This window comes from Symbiobacterium ostreiconchae, assembly GCF_055396975.1.
Genome location: NZ_AP042454.1, coordinates 3188198 through 3204623 on the forward strand (window position 1 = coordinate 3188198; position 16426 = coordinate 3204623).

Consider the following 16426-nt stretch of genomic DNA (forward strand, 5'->3'; position numbering starts at 1 on the left):
CCGGCGCTCTCTGGCATGCATCCCCACCCCCCGTGCGCATATCGATGGGTCTCGGGGGGGATCGAATGGGCGTAACCGCACTGCCGGGTGGCTGCTGGGCTCCAGCCTCTGCCTGTTCGCCGGTCTGGCGCTGAAGACCGAGATGCCCTTCGCGGTGGTCGTCGGGTTCTTCCTCGGGCTGGGCTGTGCGCTCACCGCCGCGGCCAGCTACTTCACCGGCCTCGTCAGAGGAGAAGATGCATAGAGCGCGACCGGCCCGCACGCCGCAAAGGGCGTGCGGGCCGGTCGCCCACAGAGACACAGAGAGGGGACACAGAGAGGGTGAGAGGGAGAAAGCGTGTCAGGCTTTCAGTCGTCCGGCTTGCAGTCCGGAACGCCGCCCGAGCGGATGCCCATCCGCTCACGGATCTTGACGAGCTCCGAGACCTGCGTGCAGGAGAGCTCGTTGCTCCGGCCGATGATGTTGCCCGTGTACATCAGGATCGTGGCGTAGTACTCCACCGACTCCATGCGGTACCACGCCTCCAGGAGGTCCTTCCCCCAGGTCACCGCGCCGTGGTTGGACAGCAGCGCCGCGTTGTGCGTGCGGCAGAACGGGGCGATGGAGTCGGGAACCTCCTGCGTTCCCGGGGTCGCGTACGGCGCCAGCGGCACCGCGCCCAGGTTCAGGATGGCCTCCGTCAGGATCGGGCGGTCCAGGGCCATCCCGGCGATGGAGAACGAGGTGGCCACGGGCGGGTGCGCGTGCACCACGGCCATCACTTCCGGGTTTTCCTTGTACACCCGCAGGTGCATCGGCAGCTCCGAGGACGGCCGCCCGCCGGAGAGCACCCGCCCTTCCAGGTCCACCTTCACCATCATGTCCTCGTCCATATACCCTTTCGAGACGCCCGTGGGCGTCACCAGCAGGGTATCGGGCCCGACCTTCACGCTGATGTTGCCGTCGTTGGCCGCGACGAAGCCCTTCAGGTACATCCGGCGGCCAATGTCGACCATCAGCCGTCTCGCTTCCGCTTCGTCCATGAACCGCATCGCCGTCTGCCCGCTCATGCCTGGCCTTCCGCCGCCTCCTTGCGCCGGAACAGCTCCTGCAGCGACTCGGTGTACGGCGGCCGGGCGATCCCGAACTCGGTGATGATCGCCGTGATGAACTCGGCATCGGTGACGTCGAAGGCCGGGTTGTAGACCTTCACGCCTTCCGGCGCCATCCGCTTGGCGTACCACATCTCGGTGACTTCCTCGGGCTTGCGCTCCTCGATGACGATGTCGGCGCCGGTCTTGCAGTTCAGGTCGATGGTGGACGTGGGCGCGCAGACGTAGAACGGAATGCCGTAGTTCTTCGCCAGGATCGCCACGCCCGAGGTGCCGATCTTGTTGGCCGTGTCGCCGTTGGCGGCCACCCGGTCGCAGCCGACGAAGACCGCCTGCACCCAGCCGTTCTTCATCACCATCGACGCCATGTTGTCGCAGATGAGGGTCACGTCGACCCCGGCCTGCATGAGCTCGTAGGCGGTGAGCCGGGCGCCCTGCAGCAGCGGCCGGGTCTCGTCCGCGAACACCTTGAAGTTGTACCCCCGCTCCTGGCCCAGGTAAATCGGGGCCAGGGCCGTCCCGTAGGCTGCCGTAGCCAGCGCACCTGCGTTGCAGTGGGTGAGGATCCCCATGCCGGGCTGCAGCAGCGACAGGGCGTACTCGCCGATGGCGCGGTTGGCCCGGATGTCCTCCTCCCGGATGGCATCGGCCTCGGCGCGCAGGGCCGCCTTGATCTCCGCAATCGGCCGCTCCCGGTTGCGCTGCACGCACGCGTCCATCCGGTCCAGCGCCCAGAACAGGTTCACCGCCGTCGGGCGGGAGGAGGCGAGGTACTCCTTCACCTTCCTGAACTCGGCGTAGAAGCTGTCGAAGTCCGACGCCGCCGAGCCCTTCACGCCCAGATAGGCGCCGTAGGCCGCCGCGATCCCGATGGCGGGCGCCCCGCGCACCCGGAGCGTGTGGATGGCCTCCCAGATCTCCGGCTGGGTCTTCAGCCGGAGGTACTTGGTCTCGTTGGGAATCAGGGTCTGGTCGACGATCACCAGGGCGCTGTCTGCGTCGTCAAGCGCCACGGGGATGATCTGCTTACCCTGCGTCATGCCGCCACTCCCCTCTTTCCGTCACTGCCGCGGGAACTGCGCCATGGCCCGCTTGAACGCCTCCACGTAGTCCGCGCCCGTCTGGAACCGGCCGCGGTTCTTGATGTACGCCTTCGCCGTGGTGAGGCAGATGCGCTCGGCCCGCACCCGCTTGTCCGGGTCCTCAATCGACGTGATGTCCTTGACCTGGGCCAGGCCGATGATGCGGCGGCACAGCTCGAGCCCCGCCACGCCCGCGGTATCCGCCATGACGGTTTCGAGGTACCACTCCCTGAACCCTGGCGTGCGGGCCAGCACCTCGGTGACATTCTCGTCCCAGGCCTTCAAGAACTTGGCGCGGAACAGGTCGACGACGTCCCGGACGGTCTGCTCCAGCCAGCCGGTGTAGTCCGCCCGCCGGGCCTCATCCGCGATGGTGGCGTCGGCGTTGGCCCAGGCAAAGAGCAGGTTGGCGATCACGTTGCCGGTGTCGTAACCCATCGGCCCGTAGTACGCGAACTCCGGATCGATCACCTTGGTCGAATCGGGCCGGACGAAGATCGAACCGGTGTGCAGGTCGCCGTGAATCAGGGCCTGGGCCTTGGTCATGAAGTCAAACTTGAGCTTGCTGACCTCGAAGAGCAGCTCCTGGTCGGCGTAGATGTTCTGCTTCACCCACTCCAGGTTGGGCGGGAAGACCTTGTTCCGGCCCTTGTAATCATTGAAAGGCTCGGTGTAGACCAGGTCCTCGGTGATCTCGCACAGGTCGGGGCTGCCAAACCTGCGGGCCAGGTCCTTCTTCTCCTTGTGGTCCATCACCACGTCGGAGGTCAGCAGCAGGGTGTTGACCATGAAGGTGGTGATGTGGTCGGCAAACAGCGGGAACTTCTCGTGCTTGATCAAGGCCGTGCGCATGATCTGGTGGTCAGACAGGTCGTCCATGACGGTGCAGTTCATCACCGGATCGTACTTGTAGACCTTCGGGACCAGCCCGGGGGCCAGCCGGCCCTCCACCATCAGCGCCTCCGCCTCGATGCGGTTGCGGTCAACGGACACCTTGAACTCGTCGGAAATGCGGGCGGTGTCGCCGGACTGCTTCACAATCAGGGACTTGGAAGAGTTGCGGTCCCACACCCGGAAGACGTAGTTCAGGTTCCCGTCGCCGATCTCCCTGCACTCCAGCTCGGCATCGGGGTCAAACACGTCCAGCTGCGTCCTGACATAGTCGATGACGTCTTCGGGTTTCATGAGGAAGTACTGGTCGTACTTCGCCATCCTCAATACCTCCCGTGCCGTGTCGTTTCAGACCTACTTCTTGCGGAAGTAAGTCATCGCCAGCGCTAGCGCCAGCACGGTACCCTTCACGATGTTCATCGAGTAGTACGGAACCGACAGCATCACCAGACCGTTCTCCAGCACGCCCACCAGGACGGCTCCGAGGAACGTGCCGATGGCGTTGGGCCGCCCCTGGCCCGCCACGGAGAACCCGATGAAGGCCGCGGCCACCGAGGGCATGAGGTAGCCGGCGCCGGCGTTGATCTGCGCCGAACCCAGCCGGGCCGCCAGCATGATGCCGCCCAGGGCAGCCAGCAGGCTCGACAGGATGTACGCCAGGGTGCGGTAGCGGTTGACCGGGATGCCCGAGAGCCGGGCCGCCTCCCGGTTCCCGCCGACCACGTACAGGTAGCGGCCGTGCTTGGTGTAGTTCAGGAAGATGTGCACGACGGCGACCACGATCAGCATGATGATGATGATCCAGGGGGCCTGGCCGATCAGCCGGAACGAGCCGGGGATGACGCCGAAGGTCGGCGTGCCGTCGAGCCGGGGCATCCCCTGGCTGATGGAGCCGCCGCCGGTGTACGTGAGCGCGACGCCTTCGAAGATGAACATGGTGGCCAGCGTGACCAGCAGGTCGGGAATGCGGACCTTGACGATGAGCGTGGCGTTGACCAGCGCCACCACCAGCGAGCCCAGCAGGGCCACCAGAATGGCCGGCAGCGTCGACCAGCCGTACCAGACGAACATCGAGATGACCAGGGCGTCGGCCAGGGTCGCCACGGTGCCGACGGAGAGGTCAAAGCCGTCGACCGTCAGCGAGATGGTCACGCCCACGGCGATCACCGTGACGATCGAGATGCTCCGGAGGATCGTGATCAGGTTGGATACGGTCAGGAACGACGGTGACGCGAGGGAGAAGAAGATGAGGAGCAGGACGATCGTGATCACGGTGCCCCACTTGGTGATGAAGTTGAGAGCCTGGGCACCCAGCGTGCCGCGGGTGGTCTCGGTCTTTGCCTGCATGGATCACTTGCCCCCTGTCGACCAGTACAGGATTTCCTGTTCGGTGGTCTCCGCCGTCCGGAGCTCCTTCACGATCCGGCCGTCGTACATGACGTAGGTGCGGTCGGTGATCGCGAGGATCTCGGACAGCTCACACGACGCGTAGATGATCCCCTTCCCCATGGCCGCAAGCTGGCCGATCAGGTCGAAGATCTCCCGCTTCGCGCCGACATCCACGCCCTTGGTGGGCTCATCGAAGATGTAGATGTCGGCGTCGGCGATGAGCCACTTGCCCACGGCCACCTTCTGCTGGTTACCGCCCGACAGGTAGGCGACCTTCTGCTCCTCACTCGGGGTCTTCACCTTGAGGTCTGCGATGACTTTGCGTGCGACGGCCCGCTCCGCCTGCTTGCGGATGAACTGCAACGCGCCGGTGAAGTTTTCCAGGCTGGCGGCGGTGAGGTTGGTGACCACCGACTCCTCCACCAGGACCCCCTCCTTGCGCCGCTCCTCGGGCACGAGGGCGAGGCCCTGCTTCACCGCGGCATGGGGAGAGGTGACCTTCAGCGGCTTGCCCCTGAGCAGCAGCTGCCCGGAGCGGGCGGGCAAGGCACCGAAGATGGTCTTGCACAGTTCGGTCTTGCCCGCCCCTACCAAACCAGCCACGCCCACGATCTCACCGCTGCGCACCGTGAGGCTCACGTCGGTCACCGCGCCGTTCAGTTCGGTGAGTCCCCTGACCTCGAACAGCGTGTCCCCGATCTCGACCGGCCGTTTGGCGTAGTTCTCCTCGAACTTGCGGCCGAGCATCAGTTCCACGACGTCGTTGGTGGTGAGTCCGTCCATGGGACGGCTGGTGACCACCGTGCCGTCCCGCATGACGGTGATCTCCCGGCAGATGGCGAACAACTCCGGCAGCCGGTGCGAGATGAAGACCACGCCGACGCCCTGGTTGTACGCCAGGTCCTCGACCACCCGGAAGAGCTCCTCGGTCTCCGTGTTGCTGAGCGGAGCCGTGGGCTCGTCCAGGATCAGGAACCGGGTCTCCTCCGCGATGGCCCGGGCGATCAGCACCATCTGCTTCTGCGCCAGGCTCAGGTCCTGGATCAGGGTGCGCGTGTCGAGGTCGATGTTCAGCCGCCGCAGCACCTGCTCCGCCGACTGGTGGATCTGCGACCAGTTGACGAACTGTCTCCGGCCCATGCTGTTGACCAGCACGTCCAGCATGATGTTCTCCGCCACGCTGAGGTGCGGGATCAGGGCCGTGTCCACCTCCTGGTAGACGATCTGGATGCCGAGCTTCTTGGCGTCGCGCGGCGTCCGGATGCTGACCTCCTGGCCGTCGACGAAGATCTTGCCGGTGTAGTGGCTGTAGGCGCCGGAGAGCACCTTCATGAGCGTGGACTTGCCGGCGCCGTTGGCCCCGACCAGGGCATGAATGGTGCCGCTCCGCAGGTGGAAATTGACGTCAGAGAGCGCCTTGACGCCGGGGAACTCGATGGAGATGGACTCCATCGCCACTGTGTGCAGCTGTGGCTGGCTCATCACGGATCACGCTACTTGGCGTAGTGGGCGCGGAGCGTATCCATCCAGGGCTCGTTGAAGGCGTCGGACTTGCCCCAGCCCGGCACGACCTCGTGGAGGTTGGCCATGTTGGTCTCCGGCTTCAGCTGCTCCTGCTTGACCAGCATGGCCTCCAGGTTGTACTCCACAGGCGTGGGCTCACCGGCGAACTTCTTGGCCAGCAGGCGCATGTTCACGACGCCGATCAGGTGCGGGTCCACGGCCGCGGTGGCCAGCCACTGGCTGCCGGGCTCACGCATCAGGTTGATGTCCTGGTTGGAGATGTCGATGGAGATCATCGGGATGTCGGTGCGGTTGTTCTCGATCAGGGCCTGGTAAGCGCCCTTGGCCATCTCGTCCCAGCAGGCCCAGATGGCGTCGACGGTGCCGGGCGGGTACTTGGCCAGCAGCGCGCCCACCTTGGCGGCGATGTCGCCCTGCACATCCTGGAAGTTGGAGACGCCGACGGTCTCAAGGGTCACGATCTTGCCCGCATCCTCGTACTGCTGGTAGACGGTCTGGCGCCGATCCAGCGGCGGGAACCCGGCCATCCAGAGCTTCAGCACCCGCACGGGCTGGCCGTCCTTGGACAGCGCGACGACCTCCTCCAGCGACAGCTCGGCCAGCTTGAAGTCGTCCTGGAACGTGGTGGTGATCTCAGGCAGCGTCTCGCCGTTCTTGTCGATAATGGTGTCGAACGTGACCACCTTCATCCCCTTGTCCAGGGCGGGCTTCAGCATGTCGTACGAGTAGTCGACCTTGCCGTGGGAGACGATCAGGCCGTCGTAGCCCTTCTGGATGGCCTGGGCGACCAGCTCCTGCATGCGGGAGTCGTCGCCGTCGGAGAGGAACGTGTCGACCACGAAGCCGAAGGCTTCACCCTCGGTGCGGGCGCCGTCGAGGAACTGCTTGGTGTGGTCGTCGGAGGCCAGGTTGCGCACCACGGCCACGCGGATCTGCTTGGCCGTCAGCGCCTCGGGAACCCCTTCGAGCTTCGTTTCGCCCGCAGTCTCGGAAGGACCGCCGGACGAGGGCGCCGGGGTGGGACCGGGATCGGAGGCCGGCTTGGAACACGCGGTCAGACCCACAATCAACATCAGGGACAGGAGCGCAGCCAGGTACCGTCTCATGTGTCAACACCCTCCTACACTTGAAGATCGGAACCCTGTGATTTAACTGACACCGGCCTTTTCGAGGACTTGCCGGGCAGTATCCGTATCCGTGATCAGACTGTGGATCAGGCGGCCCCGGAGGGCGCCGAGAATCGCATCAACCTTCCGCGGGCCGGCGGCCATCGCGATGATGTGCGGCAGCCGCTTGATGTCCTCCCACTCCAGGGAGATGATGCAGGACTCCAGGGGACCCGGGACGTACTCGCCGTTCTGGTCGTAGAAGCGCATCAGGATGTCGCCCACCGCGCCGCGCTCCCGGAACTCGGCCACCGTCTCGGCCGTCAGGTGGCCGGTGCGGACCAGGGTGCACTCCGGCCCCACGTCGCCCAGGCCGACGATGGCGATGTCGCACTGCCGGGCATGCTCCATGGCGGTCCGGATGGACGCCTCGCTGAGGATGGCGTCGCGCGCCGCCGGGCTCTGCACCACCACCGGGACCGGCAGGGTCTCCAGCGGCATCCCGAGGGCGCTGGCCAGCTGGCCGCTCACGCTGAACGGGTTGGTCTGCACGGTGCGGGTGCCCACCAGCTCGTTGATGGTGCCCTGAACGGGCTGCTTCACCTGCTGCACGTACGGGATGATGCGCCGCACCGTCTCGCTCCAGGCCACCCCCAGCCGGCAGCCGGGGAACAGCAGGCTCTGCAGGTACTGCGCCCCCGCCCCGCCCAGCGCGTCCAGCGTCACCCGGTGCTCGGGATACGACCGGACGACGATGGCCCGCTTCAGGCCGAACGCCTCCTCCAGCTGCCTGGCCATCCGGAACTGCACGGGCAGCGGCCGGGTGATCTGAATCTGGACGATGCCTTCCCGGCGGGCCTTCTGCAGCAGCCGGGTGACGGCCACCCGGGACATGCCGAGCCGCTGGGCGATCTTCTCGTGGGTCAGCCCCTCGTCGTAGTACATCCAGGCCACGAGGACCTTCAGGTCCGCCTCGCTGTGCACCTGCATGGCGGCTAACCCTCCTGCAGCGCCCGGCGCACGGCCGACTCGGCCGCAGCCAGCGCCTCACGGGGACGGGACTTCCCGGTGAAGGCGTCGTGCACCGCCGCATACAGCGCTCCCAGGAAGGCCCCCACCCGGGGATGCACGGGCAGGGTTCTTGCCCGCTTCACCATCTCCAGCTGCGCCGCCAGCCAGGGGTACTTCGCCAGCTCGGCGGGGCTGTAGCTGGACTGCCGCACCGGGCTGCCCGCGACCCGGGTCACCGCCCGGTCGGTCTCGGGGCCCATGGCCTGCAGCAGGACGGAGAGCATCCCTTCCTGCACCTCAGGCGCCAGGTTGGCCGGCAGGGCGACGCCCCACGTGCCGTTCCAGGGCTCGGGATAGGTGCCCACCCGGTAGACGGCGGCGCCCGCCGCCCCCGGCGCCAGCATGATCGCCGCCGCCTGGCCGCCCCAGGAGGCCGCCATCCCGACACGCCCCTGCTGCAGCAGGGACGCGATCTCGGCGTTGCCGTACTGGTCGGTGTCGGGCGGGCAGTACTCCCTGAGGGCGCAGTAGGCCTCCAGCGCCCGGACGCCGGCGGGGCCGCCGAAGGCCGGGCGGCCGTCCTCATCCAGCACGTCGCCGCCCTCGCTCCACAGGTAGGGGAGCCAGTCCAGCAGGATCTCGCTGGGATGCGCCTTCAGCGCCAGGCCGTAGCGCTCCGGCGGCCGGTGGCCCCGCCCCGCGAGCCACGGGATGTCCCGGGGGGCGATCAGCGGCACCGCCGGATCGGGGGCGGGGGCCGCCTCCTCCTCCCGGAAGAAGACCAGATGGCCGTCCGTGAACAGGGGGAGCATGTACTGGGCGCCGCGGAAGCGGCTCTCCCGGGCCAGGGCAGGCAGGATGTCGTCCGGCTGGTAGCGGTCCACCAGCTCCGGGAGCCGGTCCAGGATCGGGTCCAGGGCGGCCAGCAGGCCCGCGTCGGCCAGTTCGGGCACCCAGACGTGGCCGGGTACGAAGACCGCCTCGTAGGGGGCCGCGGGCGCTGTCAGGGTCTGCATCAGCCTGTCCCGGTACTCGGCCCAGGGCACAATGGTCAGGCTGGCCTCCCACTCCGGGTGCGCCCTGAGCGCCTCGTCCAGCGCCGCCAGGGCCGGATCGTCGGGACCGAGCAGGCGGTAGGGCATGGCTCACTCCCCTTTCTACGCGGAGACTGTCGCCAGGAAGTCGCGGCAGTTGGCCACCAGGTCGGGGCCGGCCTGGAACAGCCCGCCGCCGATCAGCAGGATTACGTCGCGGCCGTAGAAGCGGAGCATCTCCGGGACCCGCTCCAGGCTCATGCCGCCGCCGGGGGTCGGGAAGATGGGCTTGATGTGGCCCATCGGCACGGCCGCCCCTTCGGCGATCGACCGGCACTCTTCCTGGCTGAAGGAGAAGCGCCCGCCCCAGTTGGGGTAGACCGAGGCATCCGCCCCAGCCAGCCGGGCGATCTGCCCGAACAGGGCGAAGTGGGAGATGCCGTTCACCGGGCTGGTGACGAAGCTGCCCAGCAGCGCCGGGTGGCTCATGATCGGCAGGCCGAGGGCGTCGTCGTCCGCGAGGCGCCGCATGGTGTCGAAGCCGACCAGGCCCGGGGAGATGAGCAGCCCGCCGGCCCCGGCCTCCTTCGCCGCCCGGGCCCGCTCCACGATCGTGTCCACCGGCCCGGCCACGTGCGGCATGTAGATCGCGCGCCGCCCGGTCTCCCGGTTGGCCCGCTCCACCGCCTCCGCGCAGCGACTCACCCGCTCCGCAAACGGGGCGAACTCCTGGTCGGCGAGGCCGTGGTCGTCCTTGATGATGTCGATGCCGCCCAGGGCCAGGTGGTACGCCAGGTTCGCCAGGTCGGCCGCCGAAAGCCCCAGGGGCTTCAGCGCCGTGCAGAGCAGCGGGCGGTCCTGTACGTTCAGGTACTCCCGCAGCCCCTGCACCCCGAACCGGGGGCCCCGGAAGATGCGCAGCAGCGACTCCGGCAGCGTGAACCGCTCCACCCGGATGTTGGGCTTGATGCTGGTGTTGCCAAAGAGCACGTTGAGGAACTGGGTCAGCTCGAAGCCGGTGATCTCCACCGCGTAGCTGATCACCGCCTCGAAACCGCCGGACGGCGCGGGCTCCAGCGACTCGATCCGGCCGACGATCTTCTGCCGGATGTCCCCCCTGGGCACCAGCGGCTCGGGGAACTCCACCGTCTGCTCGACGCAGACCGCCTCCGCAAACGCCCGGGCCTCCCGCTCATCGTCGAGCGCGATGCGGTAGTGAACGGTAAACCGGTCGCCTGACAGGTTGAGGGTGGGATTTGGCAGCATCATCACAGTGCCTCCGCCTTTGCGTCGCTGTGGACTGCGGTCAGCCGGACGGCGGCCAGGTCGTCCTCGGTGATGTCCAGCCGCTGGCCGACCATCTCCTCCACCTTGCGGACCAGCGCCGCCGCGTCGAGCCCCAGTTCCTTCATGAGGTACGGGCGGCTGGCCCCGTGGGAGAAGACGTCGGGGATGCCGATGCGCACCAGCCGCTTGCCGACGCCGTTCTCGGCCATCACCTCGGCCACCGCCGTGCCCAGGCCGCCGAGGATCGAGTGGTTCTCCATGGTGATGACGCCGTACTTGGCCTTCGACACCGCCTCGAGCACGGTCGGATCGCTGAAGGGCTTCAGGGTGGTCACGTGCAGGTGCTGGATGGAGACGCCCCGCGCCTTCAGCACGTTGGTGGCCCGCATGGCCTCCTCCGTGCAGATGCCGGAGGTGATGAGCGCCAGGTCGGTGCCCCGGCTGAGGACGCGGGCCCGGTTGAACTGCATCGGCTCGCTGGCGTCGAACAGGCGGGGGATCTCGCCCCGGAGCATGCGGACGTACACGGGGCCGTCGATTGCATGTGCGACGTCCAGCACCGACTCGACGTCGGTGGCATCGCCGGTCTCCAGGATGGTCATGTTGGGCAGGGCCCGCATGACCGCGATGTCCTCGATCGCCTGGTGGGTCGCCCCGCCGGGGGTCAGGATGCCGGGCAGGAAGCCGATCATGCGCACCGGCAGGTTGGGATAGGCCACCGACATGGCGATCTGGTCGTACGCCCGCCGGTAGATGAAGACGGCAAAGGTGTGCACGAAGGGGTAGAGCCCCTCCCGGGCCATGCCGCCGGCGACGCTCAGCATGTTCTGCTCGGCGATGCCGAAGCTGAAGAACCGGTCCGGATACGTGTCGCGGAAGAGGTCCGCTTCGCTGGAACTGGTCAGGTCGGCCGAAAGGACGACCACCTCCGGCTTGTCCTTCGCCCACTTCACCAGGTTCTGGGCGTGCACCCGCTTGAGAAGCTCCATGCTATACCCCCTCCTCCGCCTGCAGCTTCCGCAGTTCCGCTTCGTAGCGCTGCCACTCTTCCGGACCGGTGAACCGCACGTAGTGCAGCTTCGGGGCCCTGCTGCGCAGCAGGTCGAGCCCGCGGCAGGGGTCGGTGTAGGCCAGCACCACCAGCGGCCGGCCATCGGGGTCCAGCTCCGCCGGCGCGGCCAGCGCTTCGGGATCGTGGCCGTCCACCTGGAAGACCCGGGCGCCGAACGCCTCGAGCCTGGCCTTCAGGGGCTCGATGGCCATCACCGACTCGACCTTGCCGTCGCACTGCTGGCCGTTGACGTCCACGTAGATGCCCACGTTGTCCAGCTTGTAGAAGGAGAGGAACTCCATGGCCTCCCAGGTCTGGCCCTCCTGGAACTCGCCGTCGGACATGAAGACCCAATTGCGGCCGGTCTCGCCCCTGCGACGGCGGGCGATGGCGACGCCGATCGCCTGGCTGAGCGCCTGGGCCAGCGACCCGGAGGTGACCTCCATGCCCGGCGAGTGCTCGGCGCCGATCATCTCCACGGTGCTGCCGTCCTGGTTGAACTGCGCCAGTCCCTCCGGCGCCATGCGGCCGACCTCGATGAGGGTCGCGTAGAGCACCAGCGCATAGTGGGCCGGGGAGAGGTAGAAACGATCCAGGTGGGGTGCGCGGGGCCCGTTGTACGCCGCGCCGGTGAAATAGTTCTTGTTCCCGGGACCGGGCACGCCCGGAAACGGCGGCGGCACCATGGGCGCCTCGCTGGGTCCGAGCTTCATGACCTTCAGGTACAGGGTCGCCAGCGTCTCCGCCGACGAGCACGCCTGGCTCAGGTAGCCCCCGTTGTTGTTCAGGGTGTGCTCCAGCACGCGCATGCGGATCCGCCGGGCCACACGGTGGACCTGGTCCTGCCAGGTCAGGGACTTCGCCTGATTGCTCACGCCGATAACCGCCCCCCTTGCACGCTGTCGCGAACTTACCGAAATCGGGAGCCGAAAGGGAACCATCCCACATGAACAATTGTGCAGGCCTGTGCAACTGTTCAATGTTTTTATAGCGCGGGTCGGCGGAACGATCAATAGTTATTTCCACCTACCGCGCAAGAGCGATTTGGGCTTGTTTTCCGGTACGGACTTCGCATCGGGTCCGGGGCCCATGGGACGTCTTTGCCGGCCCTGTGGCTGGACTTTGTATGGAACCGCCGCGCGGCACGCGATTCAGGCCCGCCGCGGTGAACGGATGCCAACCGGACCGGAACGGCATACGCTGGCCAGTAACCGGACTTCAGTGAGGAGGATTCCGATGCAGCAGCCACCCTGGTTTGTACCGGGCTGGCCCGGCCTCATCGCGCAGAGGCCGCCCTGGGGCGCGCCCGGATGGAATAACAACGACTGGAACGACCGGGACGATGACGACCGGGACGACGGCCGCGACGTGGAGTGGAACCTGCGGCAGGAGGGCGGGCCGCTCAGCCGCTCCGGCTGGTCGAACTGGCGGCGGATCGGCACGGGCCTCACCCTGGACTCGCCGGCGCCGGTCACTTACCAGAACGACCTGCACCTGTTCGTGCGGGGCACGGACAGCGGCATCTACTGGAACCGGATGAGCCGGCGCACCGGCTGGGGCGAATGGTGGGAGGTCCCCGGCCAGGGACGGACTCCCGGCGCGCCGGCCGCGGCGGCGTACCGGGGCTCCCTCCACCTTTTCGTGCGGGGCACCGACAACCGCATCTACCAGAACCGGCTGACCGGCAACCGCTGGAGCCGCTGGACGGAGGTGCCCGGCGACGGGCTCACCCCCAGCAGCCCGGCCGTGACCGTGCACCAGGGCGCGCTCTACCTCGCCGTGCGGGGCACGGACAACGCCGTCTACGTGCAGCGCTACGACGGCCAGTGGCGGGGCTGGCAGCGGGTGCCCACCGGAGCCACGCCCGACGCGCCGGCCATCGTCTCGTACGTGGGCGCGCTCTGGCTGTTCGTGCGGGGCACCGACAACCGCATCTACGGGGCGGTCATGCGGACGCCGAACCAGTGGTCCGCCTGGACGGAGGTGCCTGGCGGAGGGCTCACCCCCAGCGGCCCCGGCGCCGTCGTCTACCGGGGAAACCTCTACCTGCTGGTGCGGGGCACCAACGACGGCATCTTCCTGAACGTGCGCGACCCGAGGGGGCAGTGGTCCGGCTGGACGGAGGTGCCCGGACAGGGACGCACGCCCAGCGGGCCGGCCGGCGTCCGCTTCGCCGACCGGCTGTACCTGTTCGTGCGGGGCACGGACAACGGCATCTACACAACGGTGCGCACGCGGCGGTAGGAGCGGCGCGACCGGGGGCTGGCCCGGGCAGGAACGATGCCCGGGCCAGCCCCCGGTCTCTGGCTCGACGCCCACAGACCGACCCCCGGCACGCGTGCGCTTCATCTCCTCCGCGCAGCGCCCCGCTGACTCGCGCTTCCACTCCCCCGCCCACCGCCTCTCCGCAGGCGGCGAAGTGAGACAGATTTCCACTTCGCCGCCCCAGCAAGTGGAAATCCGTCGCACTTCCGGCCCTGCGACCGCCTGAGCCGCGATTCGACTCCCCCGCCCGCCTCTCCACAGCCGGCGATGTGAGACAGACTTCCACTTCACCCGCGCACCAAGTGGAAATTCGCCGCATTTCCGGCCCCGCGACCGCCTGAGTCGCGATTCCACTCCCCCGCCCGCCTCTCCACAGCCGGCAGAGTGAGACAGACTTCCACTTCACCCGCTCAACAAGTGGAAATCCGCCGCACTTCCGGCCCCGCGACCGCCTGAGTCGCGATTCCACTCCCCCGCCCGCCTCTCCACAGCCGGCAGAGTGAGACAGACTTCCACTTCACCCGCTCAACAAGTGGAAATCCGCCGCACTTCGGGCCCCGCGACCGCCTGAGCCGCGATTCCACTCCCCCGCCCGCCTCTCCACAGCCGGCGATGTGAGACAGACTTCCACTTCACCCGCGCACCAAGTGGAAATCCGCCGCACTTCCGGCCCTGCGCCCCGTCTCGTCGGAAGGCCGAGGGAGGGCGATCTCCCAGACAAGCGTCCAAGCGACCCGCCGTCCGGACACGCCCCACGGCGGCACACCGCACATCTCAGGAAGGCGGGTCGTCCGTCACTGGAGGAAGGTCATGGGACCGCACCAGGCGAATACCCGTGGACAACGACAACCAACCTGATGCGTGCCGGGCGGGCACGCCGTCTTGCCGGAGGTGGCACAGGTGCGGAAGATGACCGCGCGCCCGACTGTGCGGGCCCCGGCGCCCACAACGGTTCTGGTGCCGGGGCTGGCCCTGGTGCTTGGGATGGCTCTGGCGCTGCTGGGGGGCGTCTACATGTACCCCGTCGGGGGGCGAATCTGGAGCGCCGCGCAGGTCTCCGGGGTGGCTCTGGTCCGAGATGGCCGGCGCGAGGAACTGACGGACGCCGCGGCACTGCCCCATGCGGTGCAGGATGCGCTCACCGCGGCGCGGCTGGACCGCTTCCGCAGACTGGCGCCGGCGCGGGGCGGGAGGCCGTGCGTTCCGCAGGACATCGCGCTGCGCGTCGGCGGTGAGTGGGTGGACGTGCAGCTGCGCTGCTCGGACGGGCTGCTGTTCGACCATATTGCCCGCGAGGCCTGGCGCTAGAGCCTGCGCGGTGTCAGGACGTCAGGGGTTTCGACGTGCCCCGGGCGGCACCTGCGCGCCGACGCAGAGCCACAGATCGTCGGCCGCTGCCCTGCCGCGGGGCGCCTGGCAACCCTGCAATGGTTGCAACGCAACCGTCGGGCGGAAGTGCGACGCCCCTGGTATGGTGGGATGCGAGGGAGGTCATGAGGTGAATCCGCTGCAAGACCTGAACGCCGCCCTGGCCTACATCGAGGCGCACCTGGACCGGGAGGTGGACATCCGGGCGGCCGCCCGCATCGCCGGCTGCTCGGAGTACCACTTCCGCCGGATGTTTGCCGCGCTGGCCGGCATGCCGATCTCGGCGTACATCCGCCGCCGGCGGCTGACGCTCGCTGCGCAGGAGCTGGCGGCCGGCGCCCGGGTGACAGACGTGGCCCTTAAGTTCGGCTACGAGTCGCCCGACGCTTTCTCCCGGGCCTTCCATGCGGAACACGGCATCCCGCCGTCCCAGGCCCGGCAGCCGGGGCGCGCCCTGAAGGCGTTCTGCCGCATGACCTTCCAGCTGACCATACGAGGGGGCACCGACGTGCAGTACCGCATCGTGGAGAAGGAAGCGTTCCGCATCGTGGGGATCATGCGCCGCGTGCGCCTGCAGTACCAGGGCGTCAGCCCCGAGATCGCCGCCATGTGGAAGGACCTGGGTATGGACCGGATCCAGCAGTTGAAGGCCCTTTCCAACGTGGAGCCCGTGGGCCTCGTGCAGGCCTCGCTCAACTTCTCGGAGGGCCGTCAGGACGGCGGGTCGCTGGACCACTGGATCGGCGCGGCCACCGACCGGCCCTGCCCGCCGGGGTTCCAGGCGCTGGAGGTCCCGGCGCTCACCTGGGCCGTGTTCGAGGTGGTCGGCCCGTTCCCCGAGGCGCTGCAGAACACCTGGGCGCGCATTTACGCCGAGTGGTTCCCCTCCTCCGGGTACCAGGCGGCAGAGGGACCCGAGATCCTGTGGAACGAGAGCGACGACACCACGTCCCCGGCGTTCCGCAGCGAGATCTGGATTCCCGTGAAGCGGTAACGTTTGCCGCGACTTGTCTGGTGGCAGTCGACGGGGAAGAACGCGCAAGACACGTGCGGACGGTTCGGGAGCAGCGCTTGGCTTCGCCCGAACCGTCCGCATCTTGCGTGATCGACATGGCAACTGGCCGAAACGCGTGCGCCTTGAGCCCACTGGGCCCTTTTCGTCTCGCACGATGTGCGAGTTTGTGTTGTCAATCGCGCAGAGCGTGGGAGGGTGGGGCCGGAAAGGACCTTGAATGGACGCGGGCCAGTGCGCTCGCACACCACTGCGCGAAGGTGGCCTGGGGCAAGCCAGGAAAGAGGCGGCCTCTGAGCCGTCTGCTACCGCGT

Annotated in this window: 14 protein-coding genes; 3 read left to right on the forward strand and 11 right to left on the reverse strand. The window is 67.9% G+C overall.

The window, feature by feature from the left end; genetic code table 11:
- Window positions 1–348 precede the first annotated feature (348 nt).
- Genes ACZ5UM_RS15575 through ACZ5UM_RS15625 form a run of 11 tightly spaced genes read right to left on the reverse strand, consistent with a single transcriptional unit; the run spans window position 349 to window position 12342 of the window.
- Window positions 349–1050 carry a class II aldolase/adducin family protein gene (locus ACZ5UM_RS15575; RefSeq protein WP_464845203.1) on the reverse strand — a complete coding sequence of 234 codons (702 nt, stop codon included), beginning with the start codon at window positions 1048–1050 and terminating at the stop codon, window positions 349–351.
- Window positions 1047–2132 (reverse strand): S-methyl-5-thioribose-1-phosphate isomerase, encoded by a 1086-nt coding sequence (gene mtnA, locus ACZ5UM_RS15580; RefSeq protein WP_464845204.1) that lies wholly within the window; start codon window positions 2130–2132, stop codon window positions 1047–1049. Before mtnA ends, ACZ5UM_RS15575 begins: the two co-directional genes overlap by 4 nt.
- A gap of 21 nt (window positions 2133–2153) precedes the next feature.
- Window positions 2154–3386, reverse strand: coding sequence for an S-methyl-5-thioribose kinase (gene mtnK, locus ACZ5UM_RS15585; RefSeq protein ID WP_464845205.1), 1233 nt, complete (start codon window positions 3384–3386; stop codon window positions 2154–2156).
- A 33-nt stretch (window positions 3387–3419) separates the two neighbouring features.
- Window positions 3420–4412, reverse strand: coding sequence for an ABC transporter permease (locus tag ACZ5UM_RS15590; RefSeq protein WP_464845206.1), 993 nt, complete (start codon window positions 4410–4412; stop codon window positions 3420–3422).
- Window positions 4413–4415: 3 nt separating this feature from the next.
- Entirely contained in the window at window positions 4416–5936 is a 1521-nt protein-coding gene (locus tag ACZ5UM_RS15595; protein WP_464845207.1) for a sugar ABC transporter ATP-binding protein, read from the reverse strand.
- Between the two features lie 11 nt (window positions 5937–5947).
- Window positions 5948–7084 carry a sugar ABC transporter substrate-binding protein gene (locus ACZ5UM_RS15600; RefSeq protein WP_464845208.1) on the reverse strand — a complete coding sequence of 379 codons (1137 nt, stop codon included), beginning with the start codon at window positions 7082–7084 and terminating at the stop codon, window positions 5948–5950.
- Window positions 7085–7126: 42 nt separating this feature from the next.
- On the reverse strand, window positions 7127–8074 hold the full coding sequence (locus tag ACZ5UM_RS15605) for a sugar-binding transcriptional regulator (RefSeq protein WP_464845209.1): 948 nt from the start codon (window positions 8072–8074) through the stop codon (window positions 7127–7129).
- Between the two features lie 5 nt (window positions 8075–8079).
- Complete coding sequence (locus ACZ5UM_RS15610) at window positions 8080–9237, reverse strand: extracellular solute-binding protein (RefSeq protein ID WP_464845210.1); 1158 nt, start codon at window positions 9235–9237, stop codon at window positions 8080–8082.
- A gap of 15 nt (window positions 9238–9252) precedes the next feature.
- Complete coding sequence (locus ACZ5UM_RS15615) at window positions 9253–10398, reverse strand: RuBisCO large subunit C-terminal-like domain-containing protein (RefSeq protein ID WP_464845211.1); 1146 nt, start codon at window positions 10396–10398, stop codon at window positions 9253–9255.
- On the reverse strand, window positions 10398–11405 hold the full coding sequence (locus ACZ5UM_RS15620; protein ID WP_464845212.1) for a transketolase family protein: 1008 nt from the start codon (window positions 11403–11405) through the stop codon (window positions 10398–10400). Before ACZ5UM_RS15620 ends, ACZ5UM_RS15615 begins: the two co-directional genes overlap by 1 nt.
- A 1-nt stretch (window position 11406) precedes the next feature.
- The gene (locus tag ACZ5UM_RS15625; protein ID WP_464845213.1) at window positions 11407–12342 is read right to left on the reverse strand and encodes a transketolase; all 936 of its coding nucleotides are present in this window, start codon (window positions 12340–12342) and stop codon (window positions 11407–11409) included.
- A 361-nt stretch (window positions 12343–12703) separates the two neighbouring features.
- Here ACZ5UM_RS15625 and ACZ5UM_RS15630 point away from each other — a divergent pair, with 361 nt between their 5' ends.
- The 3 genes from ACZ5UM_RS15630 (at window position 12704) to ACZ5UM_RS15640 (ending at window position 16094) form a co-directional block, all read left to right on the forward strand.
- The gene (locus tag ACZ5UM_RS15630; protein ID WP_464845214.1) at window positions 12704–13711 is read left to right on the forward strand and encodes a DUF8189 domain-containing protein; all 1008 of its coding nucleotides are present in this window, start codon (window positions 12704–12706) and stop codon (window positions 13709–13711) included.
- A gap of 921 nt (window positions 13712–14632) precedes the next feature.
- Entirely contained in the window at window positions 14633–15040 is a 408-nt protein-coding gene (locus ACZ5UM_RS15635) for a hypothetical protein (protein ID WP_464845215.1), read from the forward strand.
- A 190-nt stretch (window positions 15041–15230) separates the two neighbouring features.
- Window positions 15231–16094: an AraC family transcriptional regulator gene (locus tag ACZ5UM_RS15640; RefSeq protein WP_464845216.1), complete on the forward strand. Its 864-nt coding sequence runs from the start codon at window positions 15231–15233 to the stop codon at window positions 16092–16094.
- Window positions 16095–16426: the final 332 nt, after the last annotated feature.

Excerpts from the sequence above, each read along its gene's own strand:
- ACZ5UM_RS15600 (WP_464845208.1), bottom strand. The coding sequence starts at position 7,084 with ATGAGACGGTACCTGGCTGCGCTCCTGTCCCTGATGTTGATTGTGGGT.
- ACZ5UM_RS15595 (WP_464845207.1), bottom strand. The coding sequence starts at position 5,936 with ATGAGCCAGCCACAGCTGCACACAGTGGCGATGGAGTCCATCTCCATC.
- mtnA (WP_464845204.1), bottom strand. The coding sequence starts at position 2,132 with ATGACGCAGGGTAAGCAGATCATCCCCGTGGCGCTTGACGACGCAGAC.
- mtnK (WP_464845205.1), bottom strand. The coding sequence starts at position 3,386 with ATGGCGAAGTACGACCAGTACTTCCTCATGAAACCCGAAGACGTCATC.
- ACZ5UM_RS15615 (WP_464845211.1), bottom strand. The coding sequence starts at position 10,398 with ATGATGCTGCCAAATCCCACCCTCAACCTGTCAGGCGACCGGTTTACC.
- ACZ5UM_RS15610 (WP_464845210.1), bottom strand. The coding sequence starts at position 9,237 with ATGCCCTACCGCCTGCTCGGTCCCGACGATCCGGCCCTGGCGGCGCTG.
- ACZ5UM_RS15605 (WP_464845209.1), bottom strand. The coding sequence starts at position 8,074 with ATGCAGGTGCACAGCGAGGCGGACCTGAAGGTCCTCGTGGCCTGGATG.
- ACZ5UM_RS15590 (WP_464845206.1), bottom strand. The coding sequence starts at position 4,412 with ATGCAGGCAAAGACCGAGACCACCCGCGGCACGCTGGGTGCCCAGGCT.
- ACZ5UM_RS15620 (WP_464845212.1), bottom strand. The coding sequence starts at position 11,405 with ATGGAGCTTCTCAAGCGGGTGCACGCCCAGAACCTGGTGAAGTGGGCG.
- ACZ5UM_RS15575 (WP_464845203.1), bottom strand. The coding sequence starts at position 1,050 with ATGAGCGGGCAGACGGCGATGCGGTTCATGGACGAAGCGGAAGCGAGA.
- ACZ5UM_RS15630 (WP_464845214.1), top strand. The coding sequence starts at position 12,704 with ATGCAGCAGCCACCCTGGTTTGTACCGGGCTGGCCCGGCCTCATCGCG.